Source organism: Streptomyces sp. S6, assembly GCF_054880855.1.
The window spans coordinates 1-15,795 of sequence record NZ_JBTYMC010000017.1 but is presented as its reverse complement, the minus strand read 5'-3'; the positions used below and the strand labels follow the sequence as shown (position 1 = coordinate 15,795).

Sequence of the window (15,795 nt, the reverse complement as noted above, 5' to 3'; positions counted from 1 at the left end):
GCTTTGGCCGGCCGGACCGGAGGAACCCGGCCGGACCGGAGGGGTTCAGTCGAACCAGAAGAAGAGGGTGTCCGCCGTCGAGCGGGGCCGCCAGTCGTCCACCTCGAAGCGGAACGCCTCGGTGAAGCGGCGGACCGTGTCCTGGCAGTCGGGGTGGACCCGGTCCAGGACGGCGGTGTACGCGGTCGCGGCCTCGGCGGCCCGGCGCATGGAGAGGGTGCCGATCCGGGGGTGGGCGTCGCCGGTGCGGGGGAGGGGGAGAGGCGGGCCGGAGAAGAGGAACGCCTCGGGCAGGAGGTCGGGTGAAACCCCGTTGCGCGCAAGGTCGTTGGAGACCGTCTGGAACCACGACATACGGCGCCAGATGCCCAGGTCGGTGGTGTACGAGAAGCAGGACGTCACGACCTCGTGGAAGGCGTACGTGTACGACGGGCACATGTGCCGGGACGGGGCGCCGTCGATCAGCTCCTCCAGCGCGCGGATCACCGGCACCTCGAAGTCGACGCCCTGGCTCTGAAGTCTGACGTCCAGGGTCTTGCAGCGCTCCCGCACCTTGCCGAGGTGCTCCTCCTGCTCCGGCGTCCGCTCCACCGCCGTCAGCAGCCGCACCACCTGGCGCATGTCCCCCGTGCTCATCTCCAGGGCATAGCTCACCGTCGTCCCGTCCCCTCCCGCTCGGCCGCTCCGCCCATGATCCGTTGCCCGGTGGCGGAAGGCCAACTTCCTTTCCTGAAAGGGCAGTCGGGGATTTCTTGAGATGTGGCCGGCGCATGGGACGGGCCCTCCCCCGAGACGAGGGAGGGCCCAGGCCCGTGTTGCCGGTACCGGTTGCTACCAGATCGCCTCGACCCACTCCGGGTGGTCGATGAACGGGTTCCGGTTGTGCTGGTACGTGTCGTAGATGACCTGGTTGCGGCGCTCCTCGAAGGCGCTCGGCGGGTCCTGCTCGTTCCACGCCTTGAGGACGGACAGCTTGCCGATGAACGGGTTGCTGCCGTTGTTGACCCTCTCGTTCGGCTCCAGGTCGGCGAAGCCGTCACCGCCGTCGTAGCGGACGGCCATGTAGAGGATCATGCGGGCGACGTCGCCCTTGTCCGCGTCGCGCGGCTCGAAGGAGTCCGAATCGACCTTGCTGCCACCGCCGCCCGTGACGGCGCTGCCGCCGTTGTCGAAGTCCAGGTTCCCCCGGGTGCTGTTGACCCTGACGTCCGCCGGGCGCAGGTGGTGCAGGTCGGTGCCGGGGCCGGTCACCTCACCGAAGTCGCCGTGCGACTTGGCCCATACGTGCTCACGGTTCCAGTCGCCGGTGTCGCCGCCGCTGAGCGACTTGCTGCGCGAGACGCCGCTGTAGAGCAGGATCACGTTGTCGCTGTTGTTCGGGTCCTGGTCGGTCGCCTTGAGCGCGTTCCACACGGCCGAGTACGAGATCTTCGTCTGGCTGCTGATGATCGTGTGCAGCGAGGACTTCAGGCTCGAACCCGTCTTGCCGACCGCGTTCTTGTAGTACGTCGAGTCGTACGCGGTGGTCGTGGCGGAGGCGGGGGTCGCCGTCACGGCGGGGACGGCGAGGCCCACCAGAACCGCTGCGGTCGTCAGAGCCACCGGCTTCCAGCGGCGGCGTATGCGTGTCGCCAGCATAAGGAGTGTCCTGTCTACGCGTGTTGAGTGGGGGGCAACAGGGCGAGAGTGACATGCACATGAGGTCATGTAAATGAATCCGGCATGTCTGTTCGGTGTCAAGAAAAGGCAAATCGGTGGTGATCTACGCGAGTTGACCGAGTGTGGGGTGCTTGAGCCGTGGAGCGCGGGGCCGGTTCAGGGCAAGGGGGCGGTAACGCGTTGTGCAACCGTTGTCCAAATGTTTCGATCGCCCGTGCAACCGTCGACTCGAACGTATGAGTCAACCCTGGTATGACTCAGTCGACTTCCAGACGTGCCAGAGCGGCCCTCGTCGCCGCCCTCGGTACCGGCCTGCTCATAACCGCCGTCGCCCCGGCCTCGGCAGCCGCGCCCGCCGTGACGTGCACGTCGTCCAAGGCGGCCCTCGCGACCAAACTCAAGAAGGACATCACCGCCGCGCTCGCCTCCCGCAAGGGCACCGTCGCCGTCGGCCTCTACGACCGTACGACCGGCACCAACTGCACCCTGCGCGCCTCCTCGGCCTACGACTCGGCGAGCGTCGTCAAAGTAACCGTTCTCTCCACCCTTCTCTGGGACGCGCAGAAGTCGAAGCGCTCCCTCACCGCCCGCGAGAAGTCCCTCGCGACCGCGATGATCACCAAGTCGGACAACGCCTCCACCAGCACCCTGTGGAAGCAGCTCGGCGTCACCAAGGTGAGCAACTTCCTCAAGGCCGCCGCGATGACCCAGACGAAGCCGGGCGCGAACGGCTACTGGGGCCTCACCCAGATCACGGTCACCGACGAGCAGAAGCTCCTGAAGCTGCTGCACGCGAAGAACACCGTCCTCACCGACGCCTCCCGCGCCTACGCCAACGACCTGATGAGCAAGGTGATTTCGTCCCAGCGCTGGGGAACCCCCTACGGCGCACCGGCGGGTGTCGCCGTCCGCGTCAAGAACGGCTGGCTCCAGCGGACGACCGACAACACCTGGCGCGTGCACAGCGTCGGCACCTTCACGGGCGGCGGGCACGACTACACGATGACCGTGCTCACCACCGGCAACAGCACCATGAACTACGGGATCACGACCATCCAGGGCGTCGCCAAGGTGATCCACGCGGCCCTCAAGGCGTCCTGAAACCGGCGCTCTTGGCGTGCCGTTCTCCCGGACGACACCGGCTCGTCCTACGGTGCCGTCCATGCGCCTGAGAACCGTACTCGCGACCCTCACCGCCGGCTTGGCGGCGGCCACCACACTGACCGCCGCAGGCCCGGCCGCGGCCGTCAACTCGGCGGACGCCAAAGCCTGTTCGCCCGCTGTCGCCATCGACGGCTTCTCCGACTCCCTCGACAAGACGACGTACGACGGCACCTTCGCGGGCAACTTCTCCGCGCTCGCCCTCGATCCGGACGGCACTCTCGCCGCCCTCTCCGACCGGTCGGCCCTCTTCTCCCTCGACCGGCGAACTCTCCAGCCCCGCAAAGTCGTTCAGCTCGCAGACGAGAAGGGCACGGCCCTCGACTCCGAGGGGCTCGTCATCGACCGGGACGGCACCCGGCTGATCACCTCCGAGACCGAGCCGTCGGTACGCCGCTACGACCGTGCGGGCCGCGTCCTCGACCGGCTGCCCGTCCCCGCCGCACTCCAGGTCGCGCCCGCCGGGCGTGCCGTGTCCAACGGCACCTTCGAGGGGCTGACCTGGGCGGACGGCGGCCGGACGCTGCTGGCGTCCATGGAGTACGCGCTCAGCGGCGACGCCGCCGGGACCGTCCGGTTCCAGACCTGGAAGCGGCACGGCAAGGGCTTCGCGCTCGGCGCGCAGTACGCGTACCGGACCGACGCCGGCCTCGGTGTGCCCGAGGTGCAGGCGCTGCCCGACGGACAACTCCTCGTCCTGGAGCGGGGGTTCACCTCCGGCGTCGGCAACACGGTCCGCCTCTACCTCGCCGACCCGCGCCGCGCGACGGACACCAGCGGTGTGGAGTACCTCACCGGGCAGCCCGAGGTGAGGGTCGTCCGCAAGACGCTCCTCGCCGACATCGCGGACTGCCCGAGCCTCGGTGCCACCGCGAAGCAGCCCCAGCCGAACCCGCTGCTCGACAACATCGAGGGCATGGCCGTCACCGGCGTGGCCGGTGGGCGGCTGCGGGTGACGCTGGTCAGTGACGACAACCAGAACGCGGTTCAGACGACGCGGTTCTACTACCTGAGGGTGAGGGTGTGCTGAGGCCGCGCCCCCTACGGCTCGTCCCCTACGGGCTCGTCCAGCAGCCCGCTCCGCGCCGTCAGGTACGCCAACTGCGCCCTGCTCCTGCTGCCCAGTATGTCCGAGACCTTCTTGAGGTGGCTGGCGACGCTGCGTGTGCTCATGCCCAGCCTGGTCGCGATCGCCGCGTCCGTGCAGCCGTCGACCATCAGGCGCAACACGCGTAGACGTGTCTCGTCGGTGAGCAGCCGCGGACGCTGCTGGTCGTCCGCGTAGACGACGGCCTGCGCACGCTCCCAGGCGTGCTCGAACACCGAGACCAGGAAGTGCACGACACCCGGATCGGTCACGCGCAGCGCGTGGTCGCGGTGCGGCTTCTCGGCGTCGGGGATGAACGCCACCGACCGGTCGTACACCAGCAGCCGGTCGAACACCTCGTCCACGGTGCGGACTTCGACGCCGACGTCGGTGACGGCCCTGATGTAGTCGAGGGTGGGACCGTGCGTGCGGACGGTGTGCTGGTACAGCCGGCGCTGCCGGACACCCCGCTCGCGGGCCTCCAGCGCGAGCGGCAGCGCCTGGACGAGAGCGCGCTGCGGACGGCCGCCGCCGGGGTGCGCGGAGAGCGCCTCGACCCGGGTGCGGCGGACCGCCTCGTCGATCGCGGCGATGATCACCGACTCCCCGGTCAGCGGTTGCACGGACCCGCCGTCACGTCCCTGGAGATCCCGGTAGACACTCTGCACCTGCATCATCGTCGTCCGGATGGCGGCCATCTCCTGCTGCCGCTGGAGGACTTGCTCCTCCAGCGGCCGGGTCAAAGCGACCGTGGCCATCTCAGGGGGTACGGGTACTACGGCCTCCGGGTCGTCCACGGCGGGTGTCAGCAGGCCGAGGGACTCCAGACATTCCGGTACCCCGTCCCGGCCGGCCCTGCCCTGCCGTACCGCGTTCCGGTAGAACGTGATTCCCGCGGAACAGAGTTCCGGTTGAAGTCCCGCTCCGTCCATGCCTGTTTTGCCGCACATCCCCGTGTCCCCTTCTGGCATCTGCAACGCACGATCATGAACCCTGCCGAGTCTTTCGGCAACCTTGTCGCAGAGGGCAGTCTTTCTGTGAGCGGGTGGCACCCGAGGGTGGCCGCCCGAATTCAACAGGGGGATCGAGAATGAAGACGTCGTCCTGGCCCGCGGGCTCGCCAGCCAGTTCGGCGTCCTCGCCGTCGTGACCGCCGGTGCCGAGTCGGCCGGGGCAGAGTGCTGACGATCCCTCAAAAGGCAGTTCCTGTCGCCCAATTCGGAGAATTTCCGGTGCGCGTTTACCGCCGCATGGAAAATTCCGCATGCCTGTCGACAGGTTTTACCGGAAATCAAAGGAGTGTTGTCGATGCCCCTTGCCGTGGCAGCCCCCAAGTACCTCGTCCGTGGCATCGAATTCGAGATGCAGGCCGATTGGGAAAAGGGCGAGATCACCGAGTGCGCGGCCCGCGGCCGGGGGGACCCTGCCGGCTTCCGCGGCGACCTCGCCCACAAGAAGAGCCCGGCGTCGCCGTCACCCGCCTCTCGCGCAGCAACTTCGAGTGCGCTTGAAGGCCGAGGTCGCGCGGTGACCCGTACCCGTGCCCGTGCCCGTGCCCGTACGACCGTCGCCGACGTGGCGATCCCGAGCCTGGACCCCGACAGCGCCCACGGCGTCACCACCGAGGCGGGTCGTACGGGTTCACCCCGGCCCCACCCCGAGATCGTCCACTGCGGGTACGCGGTCACCGCGTCGAGCGCCGTCGCCTCCAGTGCCGTCCCCGCGAAGAGCCGCTGCGCAGCCGGGCGACCGTCGCCGGACGGCGCTGCTTCGACGAGCTGAGCGGCGACACCTCGGGGGCGCATCCCCTAAGGGCCGCCGCGCCCGCCGCGTACAACCTGATCAACCCCCTAGTACCCCTGACGGCCCTGCCGCCGCGCACGACCGTGCGCGGCGCTCTCCACCGCCCCGCTCTCGCCGAGGCGATCACCGCGCTCCGCGCCGCCGCGGAGACCGGCAGAAAGGCATCCCCGTGACCCCCGAACGCAGGCGGGCGCTGATCGGCGTCAACGCCGGCATCTTCCTCGCCCACATCGGCAACTACATCTGGTTCCCGGTGCTCGTCGCCTCCCTCGGCGGCACCGACAGCGGCATCTGGGCCGGTGTCGTGATGTGCATGACGTACGTCGGTCGGCTCGCCGCGACCTTCTTCTACGAGGGGGCCGCGGCCCGGATCGGCATCCGCGGAGCGGTCTTCGCGGGGACGGCACTGGAGGCGACGGCGCTCGGCGCGATGGGTTTCGCCGACGGGGTGGCCGCCTACAGCGCACTCGCCCTGTTCATCGGCTTCGGCTCGGGCACCGCCTTCCCCGGCCTCAAGAACATCCTCGTCTCCTACCCGGACGACGAGCGACCCAAGGCGTTCTCGACGTTCCAGATGGCCGCCCAGGTCGGTCTCCTCGGCGGAGCGCTGATCGGCGGCCTCGTCGTCGACCTGAACCTGCGCACCCTGTTCTCCGTCGTCTTCGCGATCTTCATCGGCTTCTGCCTGGCGTCGTCCGCGTTCATCCCGCGCGACGGCTTCGCGGCCCCCACAGCCCCTACGGAGAGCGACGAAAGTACTACGGGTACGACGCCGAAGCCGCCGGTCTTCAGCACCGCCGTCTTCAAGGGCATCGAGGTGCGCGGAGCCACCCGCTACTTCCTGCTCTCGGCCGTGTTCTGGTTCCTGTCGATCGGATTTGTCGTCGGGATCCCGCTCCACATGGAGAAGTACGCCTCCGAGTGGGCCCCCTCGTCGCCCTTCTGGATCACGGGTCTGGTGGTACTAGTACTCCAGTACCCCCTGTTCAAGGTCCTGATCAAGCGCCTGGAGCCGGGCACCGTGATGGCCGTCGGGCTGACCGGCATGACCCTCGCCTTCCTCGCGTTCGGTGTGGGACGCGGCGTGCCCTGGGTCTTCGCCGGGTGCCTCGTCGTCGTCCTCGGCGACATCCTCTTCGTGCCTTCGTTCGACATGTGGGTGGCGCGGAAGGTGCCCGAGGACCGGCTCGCCAAGGCGATGGGCGCCATGCACTTCTTCCGCAGCGCCGGGAACATGGCGGGCTCGCTGCTCGCGGGCGTGCTCTTCGACCTCTCGGGCTCGCTCGGTTTGCCGGGGCTGAACTGGTACGTCGCCGCCGTGATCGCGGCGGGCTGCACGGTCTTCTGCCTGTCCGGCCGCACAGCGGAGGAGAACGTGAAGGAGGAGGAGATCGCCGCTGGAATTGTTGCGGCGGGATGAAATCCGGCTCTGTCCGCGTTGGTGCCTTCCGGGAAAGCATTCGTTTCTTGCAGGAGGACACCGCGTGGCAGCGCAACGGGGATGGGCACGGCGGCTGGCGGGATACGCCTGGCGGTATCCGAAGGACACGCTCCTGGCCCTCGGCTCGTCCCTGGCGGGTATGGCGGTCATGGCGGTCGTCCCGCTGATCACGAAGGTGATCATCGACGACGTCATCGGCGACCACACGCGCTCGATGGCCCCCTGGGCGGGCGCCCTGCTCGGGGCAGCTCTCCTGGTGTACGTCACCACGTACATACGCAGGTACTACGGGGGCCGCCTGGCCCTCGACGTCCAGCACGACCTGCGCACCGAGATGTACGGGACGATCACCCGCCTCGACGGCCGCCGCCAGGACGAGCTGTCCACCGGCCAGGTCGTCGGCCGGGCGACCAGCGACCTCCAGCTCATCCAGGGCCTCCTCTTCATGCTGCCGATGACGATCGGCAACATCGCCCTGTTCGTGATCTCCCTCGTGATCATGGCCTGGCTGTCGGTCCCGCTCACCCTCGTCGCCCTCGCCGTCGGCCCCGCCCTGATCTGGATCGCGAGCCGCAGCCGCCGCCGGCTGCACCCGGCGACCTGGTACGCGCAGGCCCAGGCCGCCGCCGTCGCCGGAGTCGTCGACGGCGCCGTCAGCGGCGTCCGCGTGGTGAAGGGGTTCGGGCAGGAGGACCAGGAGACCGGCAAACTGCGCGAGGTCGGCCGCCGCCTGTTCGCCGGACGGCTGCGCACGATCCGCCTCAACTCCCTTTACACGCCCGCCCTTCAGGCCGTCCCCGCGCTCGGCCAGGTCGCGATGCTGGCCCTCGGCGGCTGGCTCGCCGTCCGCGGCCACATCACCCTCGGCACGTTCGTCGCGTTCTCCACCTACCTCGCCCAACTCGTCGGCCCCGTCAAGATGCTGGCGATGGTCCTGACCGTCGGCCAGCAGGCCCGCGCCGGCACCGAGCGCGTCCTCGAACTCATCGACACCGAGCCGACCATGCGCGAGGGCACCAAGGAACTGCCCGCCGACGCCCCGGCCACCGTCGAGTTCGACGACGTCACCTTCGGCTACGACGACGAACGCCCCGTTCTCGACGGCCTCAGCTTCGAGATCCGCCCCGGGGAAACCCTCGCGATCGTCGGCGCCTCAGGCTCCGGGAAATCCACCCTGTCGCTGCTGCTGCCGCGGTTCTACGACGTCACCCGCGGCGCCGTCCTGATCGGCGGCCACGACGTCCGGGAACTCACGTACGACTCGCTGCGTACCGCCATAGGACTAGTACCCGAGGACTCCTTCCTCTTCTCCGACACCGTCCGCCGCAACATCGCCTACGGCCGTCCCGACGCCACCGACGCCGAGATCGAGACCGCCGCCCGCGCCGCCCAGGCCCACGGCTTCATCAGCGACCTCCCTCTCGGGTACGACACCAAGGTCGGCGAACACGGCCTCACCCTCTCCGGCGGCCAGCGCCAGCGCGTCGCCCTCGCCCGCGCCATCCTCACCGACCCCCGCCTCCTCGTCCTCGACGACGCGACGTCGGCCGTCGACGCCCGCGTCGAACACGAGATCCACGAGGCGCTCGCCCAGGTCATGAGCGGCCGTACGACCCTGCTCATCGCCCACCGCCGCTCCACCCTGAACCTCGCCGACCGCATCGCGGTCCTGGACGCCGGACGCCTCGCCGACATCGGCACGCACGACGAGCTGGAACGCCGATCCCCGCTGTACCGGCGCCTGTTGACCGACCCCGACGGCCTCGGCGGCGTCAGCCCCGGCCACACCCAGCCCGCCTCGACCGTCGAGGACACGACCGTCCGCGACGAACTGGACGCCGAGTTCGACGCCGAGCGCGGCATCACACCCCGGCTGTGGGCGGGGGAGCGCGGCACCGCCGACGCGGCCCTCTCGGGCGCCCCCTCCACCCCTGAACTCCTGGCCCAGGTCGAGGCGTTGCCCCCGGCGACCGACACCCCCGGCATCGACGAGGCACGCGCCGTCACCCCCGAACAGTCCTACGGACTACGGCAGTTGCTGCGCGGATTCCGCACGCCGCTGCTCATCAGCCTCGGACTCGTCGCCGCGGACGCGGGCGTCGGCCTGCTGCTGCCGGTCCTGATCCGGCACGGCATCGACAGCGGCGTCACCGAGGCGGCGCTCGGCGCGGTGTGGGCGGCGTCGCTCCTCGCGCTCCTCGCGGTGCTCGTGCAGTGGGCCGCGCAGATCGGCGAGACCCGGATGACCGGGCGGACCGGCGAACGCGTCCTCTACACCCTGCGGCTGAAGATCTTCGCCCAGCTCCAGCGGCTCGGACTCGACTACTACGAACGGGAGTTGACCGGCCGGATCATGACCCGGATGACGACGGACGTGGACGCCCTGTCGACGTTCCTGCAGACCGGGCTCGTCACCGCGTTCGTCTCCGTCGTCACCTTCTTCGGGATCATGGTCGCCCTCGTCGTCATCGACGTGCAGCTCGCGCTGGTCGTCTTCGCGACCCTTCCCCCGTTGGTGGTAGCCACGTACTACTTCAGGCGGGCGAGCGTGCGCGCCTACGAGCTGGCCCGGGAGCGGATCTCCACCGTCAACGCCGACCTCCAGGAGGCGGTGGCCGGCCTCAGGATCGTCCAGGCGTTCCGGCGCGAGGACGACGGCGCGGCCCGGTTCGCGGCGGGCAGCACCTCCTACCGCGAGGCCCGGGTGCGCGGACAGTGGCTCATCTCGGTCTACTTCCCCTTCGTGCAGCTCCTGTCGTCCGCCGCCGCCGCTGCCGTCCTCGTCGCGGGCGCGGGCCGGGTGGAGGCGGCGACGCTGACGACCGGCGCGCTCGTCGCCTACCTGCTGTACATCGACCTGTTCTTCGCGCCCGTGCAGCAGCTCTCCCAGGTCTTCGACGGCTACCAGCAGGCATCCGTATCGCTGGGCCGCATCCAGGAGTTGCTCCAGGAGCCGACGTCCACGAAGTCCGCCGACGAACCCCTCGGCGTGCGCTCGCTGCGCGGTGAAATCGCCTTCGAGGACGTCCACTTCGCCTACACCGACGACGAAGAGGCCCTCGGTGGCGTCACGTTGAGGATCCCGGCGGGCCAGACCGTCGCGTTCGTCGGCGAGACCGGCGCCGGGAAGTCGACGCTCGTGAAGCTCGTCGCCCGGTTCTACGACCCGACGTCCGGGCGGGTCCTGGCCGACGGCACCGATCTGCGCGACCTGGACCTCACGTCGTACCGCCACCGTCTCGGGGTGGTCCCCCAGGAGGCGTACCTCTTCCAGGGGACGATCCGCGACGCCATCGCGTACGGCCGGCCCGAGGCGACCGACGCCGAGGTGGAGGCGGCGGCGCGGGCCGTCGGGGCGCACGAGATGATCGCCACCCTGGAGAACGGCTACCTCCACGAGGTCGCCGAACGCGGACGCAACTTCTCCGCCGGGCAGCGGCAGCTCGTCGCGCTGGCCCGCGCCGAACTCGTCGACCCCGACGTCCTGCTCCTCGACGAGGCGACGGCGGCCCTCGACCTGGCCACGGAAGCGCAGGTCAACCAGGCCACCGACCGGCTCGCGGGGCGCCGTACCACCCTCGTCGTCGCCCACCGGCTGACCACGGCGGCCCGCGCCGACCGGGTCGTCGTGATGGCCGACGGACGCGTCGCGGAGGACGGCACGCACGAGGAACTCCTCGCCCGGGGCGGACGGTACGCGGTGCTGTGGCGGACGTTCGTCGGCGAACCGGCCGACGCCGTGTCCCCGTGACCTACCCCGGCGGAGGGAGCCGCGGGTGTCCCCCTCAGGGGGTACGTGAGGGAACCGGAACACCGTGTTCTCGTGACGGTCGTGCAACCGTACGACACACGCCGTGCGTCCGTACATCAGTACGGGCGGACGACTCGCGGGTGGGGACCATGGAGAAACGCGCGGCACGACGACGACTGGCACTGGTGACGGCCGTCCTCACGGCGTCGGGGCTGCTCGCCCTGGCGACCCCGACCGTCGCGGCGGCGGCCCCCGGCACGGCCGCGAAGCCACCCGTCCCCACGGCCTGCTCCGGCCGCAAGGTCCGCACGCTCCCCTTCTCCACCGGCACGGTCTTCGTCTACAAACGCCCCGGGTACGTCTGCGCGGTCACCCTCGCCGCACGCCCCGGGGTGAAGCAGAGCATCTCCGTCACCGTCCAGGCCCGGGGCAACGCCCCCGTGCGCCGCGGCTGGACCGACACCCGCACCTCCCCGGCCGTCACGGTCCACGCGGGACACAGATGCGTGCGGGTGGAGGGGCAAGTGGGGCGCGGCCAGGTCAAGTCGGGCTGGATCCTGTGCTGACGGGCCGCCAAGTCGGGTGCCTGTCCTGATGGTTGCCCGGCGAGCGGAGGGCAGCGTTTCGGGCCCTGAGGGCAACGGAGCCTGATCCACGGGGAGTTGGCGGCGGCGTTGGCGTGCTGGATGGGGGGACGGTGTCGACGTGCCGGGCCGGTAGGCTCACGTCCGCCTACTCGCCCCCGTCCTCCGCCCGGCTCGCCAGCCGCTCGTACCGCTGCCGGGCCGCCTGCGGTGTGCCCAGGCCGAGGCCGAACGCGATCTCCTGCCAGGTCATGTCACGTCCCCGGGACATCTGGAGGAGCCCGGCCTCCAACTCGTCCAACTCGGCCCGCACGAGCGGCAGAAGCGTCAGCGCGGCGGTGATGTCGGCCCGGTCGACGTCCGCCTCCCCGTCCTCCTTCAGTGCCGCCCCGCTGAGCAGGAACGCCACCAGCCGCACCGCCTCGTGCGGCGCGAGGATCGCGGGGTTGGTCTGCCGGGCACGCTGCGCCTCCGTGGCGGCATGCCGTTCGGCTATCCGGAAGAGCGAGGGGTACACGCGCTGGGCGCGGGCCTGTTCGGGGTCGGGTGCGGTGAAGGGATCCGAAGTCATGGCTCCAGCATCGGAGTTGAACAAAGAGACGTCAACTCCTTATGTTGAACAAGTTGTTCAAGAGGGTCGGACGGTCAGTCCCGACACACGACGGCCGACCGGAATGTGGGCCGGTCGGCCGTCGGGGTGGCTCTCAGGTACTACGGGTATCCCGTAGTACTCACCGTCCAGTACTCACCGTCACGGACGCAGCGCCGGCTCCCGCTCCACGTCCCGTACATCCAGCTTCGCGTCGAACCTCGCCAGCGGCTTCGCCGCCTCCACGGCACCGGCCGGGACACCCGCCCACTCCAGGATGCGGGCCGTGGCGAACTCCTTCTCGTCGGGGACGAGACCGGCGACGTTCGCGCCGTGGTTCAGCCCGGGCGCGGTCAGCACGTACGAGTCCTTCGTGCCCTTGCCGACCCGGAACCGCTCCGCGCCCCAGGGGTCGTTCTGGCCGTACACGAAGAGCATCTGCCGGGCGTTGTGCCGCACCCAGTTGTCCACGTCGGCCATCGCGAACCGGTCGAACCTCGGGATGCGCACGCTCGCCGGCACGAAGCTCGACGGCGGCTGGTACCCGTACCGGACGTACTTCCGCTCGATGTGCGGGAAGTGGATGGTGGGCGCCCCGAGCTGGGAGGCCGCCTGGAAGTAGTACGGGGTGTACTGGTCGAGACCCTGGTCCGTGTAGAAGGAGAAGCCGGAGATCGTGTCGACCGAGTTCCAGATCTCGTCGTCGGTCGCGTTCTTCGCGTCCGCCGGGATCGTGTCACAGTCGGACAGCAGGCTGTACTGCCAGAAGCCCCACACGTAGTCCAGGACGACGGCCTCGTACGCCTTGTCGAGGCTGCCGACGGTGGTGAAGGTGTACCCGTTGTCGGCCGCGTACGCCGCGTACCGCTTCTCCAGCGGCTCCCGGCGCACCAGCGCCTCCCGCTGCACCCCGTTCAGCCGGTCACGGCACTCCTTGGTGCCGACCGTCGCGAAGAACCGGTCGTAGGCCGAATCCTCGTCGTTCACCACGTCGTTGGGGGCCACGTACGCGACGACGCCGTCCATGTCACGCGGGTAGAAGCGCTCGTAGTACGTGGCGGTCATGCCGCCCTTCGAACCGCCCGTGGAGAGCCACTTCTTGGAGTAGACCGGCTTCAGCGCCTCGAAGATGCGGTGCTGGTCGCTCGCGGCCTGCCAGATGGTCAGTTTGCTCCAGTCGGCGGGCTCGGCGGGCCGGGACGGGGTGAAGTACCGGTATTCCAAGGAGACTTGGTTGCCGTCCACGATCTGGGTGGGCTCGCGGCGGCCCGGGTTCGTGGAGACGTTGTAACCGCTTGTGTAAAAGACGGTCGGCCGGCTCACGTCCTTGTGCAGCACCGTGATGCGCTGCTCGAACGTCCCGGCGGAGGGGTGCCGGTGGTCGATCGGCTGGGTGTAGTTCAGCACGAAGAAGCGGTAACCGGGGTACGGCTTCTCCTGGACCAGGCTCATGCCCGGGATCGCCAGCAGCCGGTCCTTGATGTCGGTGGCCTCCGGTCCGGCGGCGGTCGCCGCCGTCGCCGTGCCCAGCGTGCTTATCAGCACCGTGAGCGCGAGCAGCCATCTGAGCGCCTTGCGCATGCGCGTGCACCCTCCCTGCATACCTGTGAAGTTGACGTGTCGGCGGAACGTATCGGAGCGACGGCCGTGGCACCAGAGGGCATCGGGGGCGCTGATTCCCGAACCGGCCCCGTCAACTCCACGCCCGCACCGCCCCCTCCACTCCCTCACCCGCTCTCCCGCACCACCAGCCGATGCCCCGCGACCAGCATCGACACCCGGCGTCGTCAGTGGGGGAGCGGTGGACCGGGCCGCCTCGATGTCGACACCCCGATCCCCGCGCGCAGCGGCCCACCCTGCGGCCTTGAATCCGCCGACCGGCCTTACAGACATGAGGAGTTACGTACCAGGGGGCCGCCATCGGCGCTTTGGAGGGGGGCACGCCGATGACGGCACGCTGCCGGCTGCGGTGCGGCGGAGAGGGTGCGTCGGTGATCACGGCCAGCCGCGAGTTCCGACACCGCACCACGATGTGTCGTCCGGCAGTTTCGGATTGGACGTGGCGAGGGCACGCGCGGTTCCCTCCTGCGCGGGCGGTTCCCCCTAGGGGGCGCCCCTGACCCTCGCCCTCGACGCCCGCTCCCTCACCGAGCCGTGACCCTCGGCCACTGCTCCCGCAGGGTCCGCACCGTCTCCGCGATCGCCGGCCGCCGCGCCGCCCCCTTCCGCCACAAGGCGTACAGATGGCGTACGGGTACCGGGTCCAGGGATACCTCGACCACGCCCGGCGGGAGGGGCCCACGCCCCAGGCGAGGGATCAGGGCCACCCCCAGCCCCGCCGCGACCAACGCCACCAGCGTCGGGTTCTCGTCCGCCTGATGGACGACGTCCGGCTCGTGGCCCGCAGAGCGCAGGGTACGCAGGAGCCACTCGTGGCACACCCGCCCCGGCGGCTGGCAGATCCACCGCTCACCGCCCAACTCCTCGCGCCGCACCCCCGTATGACCCGCGAGGGGGTGGTCCTCAGGTACGAGGAGATCGCACAGGTCGTCCCCGAGGTGCACCTGCTCCAGACCCGTAGGGGACGGCAGCGGGGCGATGTCCCAGTCGTGGGCGACGACGAGGTCGATCGCGCCCTTGGCCACCAGGTCCACCGACAGATGGGGGTCGACCTCGGTCAGCCGGGCGTCCAGGGCGGGGTGCCGGCGGGCCAGGTCCGCCAGGACGGACGGCATCAGCCCGCGCGCCGCCGACGCGAACACGGCGATGGTCAGCCGCCCCGCCGGCAGCCCCCGGCGCTCTTCGAGGCCGGTCTCCGCGCGCTCGACGATCGCCAGCAACTCCTGTGCTGTACCGGCGAGTTCCCACGCCTCGTCGGTCAGCCGCACCCCCCTGCCCTCCCGCTCCAGCAGGACCGTCCGCGTCTCCCGCTCCAACTTGGCGATCTGCTGCGACACCGCCGAGGAGGTGTACCCGAGCGCGGCAGCGGCGGCGCCGACCGTGCCGTGGACGGAGACCGCGTGCAGGGCGCGCAGGCGCTGGAGGTCGAGCATGACCGGGCTCCCGAAGGTAAGCGTTGCTTCATCCTGTCGTGCAGCAATCATCGCTGGTGCTACACGGTCCGTACAGCGGATCCTCGACGCATGCGACCAGCACACCTCCTCCTCCTCCTCCTCGCCGTCCTCGTCGCCGCCGTCTGGGGCGTCAACTTCACGGGCATATGAAGTTGAGGGCGTCGGGCGGGGCGGCTTTGCGGGTCAGGACGTTGGAGAGACCCCAGCAGGCGGCACCGGCGACGATGAGGGCAAATGCCCCGAGGGGCCCGGAGGTTCCTTGAGAGCTACCTACCTGAGAGCGACGTACCTGAGGGCCACTGACCTGACAAACTCTCGTTCCACCCCCTGGACGCTCCCACCCTCGACACCCCCTCCGCGAGATCATGAGGGGCATGCCCCTCGTCGACATCCCCGGTTCCAAGTCCCTCACCGCCCGCGCCCTCTTCCTCGCCGCAGCGGCGGACGGTGTCACGACCCTCGTGCGCCCCCTGCGCTCGGACGACACGGAGGGGTTCGCCGAGGGGCTCGGCAGCCTCGGCTACCGGGTCGGCCGCTCGCCGGACGCCTGGCAGGTGGACGGCCGCCCGCAGGGCCCGGCGAGGACGGAGTCCGTCGTCTAATGCCGGGACGGCGCGACGACCGCCCACTTCCTGCCGACCCTCGC

12 protein-coding genes and 2 pseudogenes are annotated in these 15,795 nt (G+C 70.0%); 7 read left to right on the top strand and 7 right to left on the bottom strand.

The annotated features are described in order from the left end of the window. Positions 1 to 45 precede the first annotated feature (45 nt). A complete protein-coding gene (locus tag ACVNF4_RS04275) occupies positions 46 to 654 on the bottom strand; it encodes a DUF7691 family protein (protein WP_461801295.1) in 609 nt (202 codons plus the stop codon). Between the two features lie 177 nt (positions 655 to 831). Further along, the gene (locus ACVNF4_RS04270) at positions 832 to 1,638 is read right to left on the bottom strand and encodes an endonuclease I family protein (protein WP_461801294.1); all 807 of its coding nucleotides are present in this window, start codon (positions 1,636 to 1,638) and stop codon (positions 832 to 834) included. Between the two features lie 273 nt (positions 1,639 to 1,911). Here ACVNF4_RS04270 and ACVNF4_RS04265 point away from each other — a divergent pair, with 273 nt between their 5' ends. Beyond that, a complete protein-coding gene (locus ACVNF4_RS04265; RefSeq protein WP_461801293.1) occupies positions 1,912 to 2,760 on the top strand; it encodes a serine hydrolase in 849 nt (282 codons plus the stop codon). A gap of 61 nt (positions 2,761 to 2,821) precedes the next feature. Beyond that, entirely contained in the window at positions 2,822 to 3,850 is a 1,029-nt protein-coding gene (locus tag ACVNF4_RS04260) for an esterase-like activity of phytase family protein (protein WP_461801292.1), read from the top strand. A gap of 11 nt (positions 3,851 to 3,861) precedes the next feature. On the opposite strand, the gene ACVNF4_RS04255 is transcribed toward ACVNF4_RS04260, so the two are convergent. Continuing rightward, a complete protein-coding gene (locus tag ACVNF4_RS04255) occupies positions 3,862 to 4,857 on the bottom strand; it encodes a helix-turn-helix transcriptional regulator (protein WP_461801291.1) in 996 nt (331 codons plus the stop codon). Between the two features lie 577 nt (positions 4,858 to 5,434). Between ACVNF4_RS04255 and ACVNF4_RS04250 the strand changes: the two genes are divergently transcribed. The 4 genes from ACVNF4_RS04250 to ACVNF4_RS04235 all read left to right on the top strand — a co-directional run bounded on the left by ACVNF4_RS04250 (position 5,435) and on the right by ACVNF4_RS04235 (position 11,468). After that, positions 5,435 to 5,689 (top strand): hypothetical protein, encoded by a 255-nt coding sequence (locus ACVNF4_RS04250; RefSeq protein WP_461801290.1) that lies wholly within the window; start codon positions 5,435 to 5,437, stop codon positions 5,687 to 5,689. Between the two features lie 190 nt (positions 5,690 to 5,879). Further along, positions 5,880 to 7,130: an MFS transporter gene (locus ACVNF4_RS04245; RefSeq protein WP_461801289.1), complete on the top strand. Its 1,251-nt coding sequence runs from the start codon at positions 5,880 to 5,882 to the stop codon at positions 7,128 to 7,130. Between the two features lie 64 nt (positions 7,131 to 7,194). Then, a complete protein-coding gene (locus tag ACVNF4_RS04240) occupies positions 7,195 to 10,902 on the top strand; it encodes an ABC transporter ATP-binding protein (RefSeq protein WP_461801288.1) in 3,708 nt (1,235 codons plus the stop codon). A 149-nt stretch (positions 10,903 to 11,051) separates the two neighbouring features. Then, on the top strand, positions 11,052 to 11,468 hold the full coding sequence (locus tag ACVNF4_RS04235) for a hypothetical protein (RefSeq protein WP_461801287.1): 417 nt from the start codon (positions 11,052 to 11,054) through the stop codon (positions 11,466 to 11,468). Between the two features lie 166 nt (positions 11,469 to 11,634). Here the strand turns inward: ACVNF4_RS04235 and ACVNF4_RS04230 are convergent, their stop codons facing one another. From ACVNF4_RS04230 to ACVNF4_RS04215, 4 genes and pseudogenes are all read right to left on the bottom strand, one after another. After that, the gene (locus ACVNF4_RS04230) at positions 11,635 to 12,057 is read right to left on the bottom strand and encodes a DNA-binding protein (protein WP_461801286.1); all 423 of its coding nucleotides are present in this window, start codon (positions 12,055 to 12,057) and stop codon (positions 11,635 to 11,637) included. Between the two features lie 180 nt (positions 12,058 to 12,237). Then, positions 12,238 to 13,656, bottom strand: a complete 1,419-nt coding sequence (locus ACVNF4_RS04225) for a S28 family serine protease (protein ID WP_461801285.1) — start codon at positions 13,654 to 13,656, stop codon at positions 12,238 to 12,240. Between the two features lie 563 nt (positions 13,657 to 14,219). Further along, positions 14,220 to 15,128, bottom strand: coding sequence for a LysR family transcriptional regulator (locus ACVNF4_RS04220; RefSeq protein WP_461801284.1), 909 nt, complete (start codon positions 15,126 to 15,128; stop codon positions 14,220 to 14,222). A gap of 166 nt (positions 15,129 to 15,294) precedes the next feature. Next, positions 15,295 to 15,411, bottom strand: a pseudogene (locus ACVNF4_RS04215) (EamA family transporter); the annotation flags it as partial. Positions 15,412 to 15,523: 112 nt separating this feature from the next. Here ACVNF4_RS04215 and ACVNF4_RS04210 point away from each other — a divergent pair. After that, positions 15,524 to 15,748 (top strand): annotated as a pseudogene (locus ACVNF4_RS04210) (3-phosphoshikimate 1-carboxyvinyltransferase); the annotation flags it as partial. Positions 15,749 to 15,795 lie beyond the last annotated feature (47 nt).

Excerpts from the sequence above, each read along its gene's own strand:
- ACVNF4_RS04235 (WP_461801287.1), top strand. The coding sequence starts at position 11,052 with ATGGAGAAACGCGCGGCACGACGACGACTGGCACTGGTGACGGCCGTC.
- ACVNF4_RS04255 (WP_461801291.1), bottom strand. The coding sequence starts at position 4,857 with ATGTGCGGCAAAACAGGCATGGACGGAGCGGGACTTCAACCGGAACTC.
- ACVNF4_RS04265 (WP_461801293.1), top strand. The coding sequence starts at position 1,912 with ATGACTCAGTCGACTTCCAGACGTGCCAGAGCGGCCCTCGTCGCCGCC.
- ACVNF4_RS04225 (WP_461801285.1), bottom strand. The coding sequence starts at position 13,656 with ATGCGCAAGGCGCTCAGATGGCTGCTCGCGCTCACGGTGCTGATAAGC.
- ACVNF4_RS04270 (WP_461801294.1), bottom strand. The coding sequence starts at position 1,638 with ATGCTGGCGACACGCATACGCCGCCGCTGGAAGCCGGTGGCTCTGACG.
- ACVNF4_RS04230 (WP_461801286.1), bottom strand. The coding sequence starts at position 12,057 with ATGACTTCGGATCCCTTCACCGCACCCGACCCCGAACAGGCCCGCGCC.
- ACVNF4_RS04220 (WP_461801284.1), bottom strand. The coding sequence starts at position 15,128 with ATGCTCGACCTCCAGCGCCTGCGCGCCCTGCACGCGGTCTCCGTCCAC.
- ACVNF4_RS04260 (WP_461801292.1), top strand. The coding sequence starts at position 2,822 with ATGCGCCTGAGAACCGTACTCGCGACCCTCACCGCCGGCTTGGCGGCG.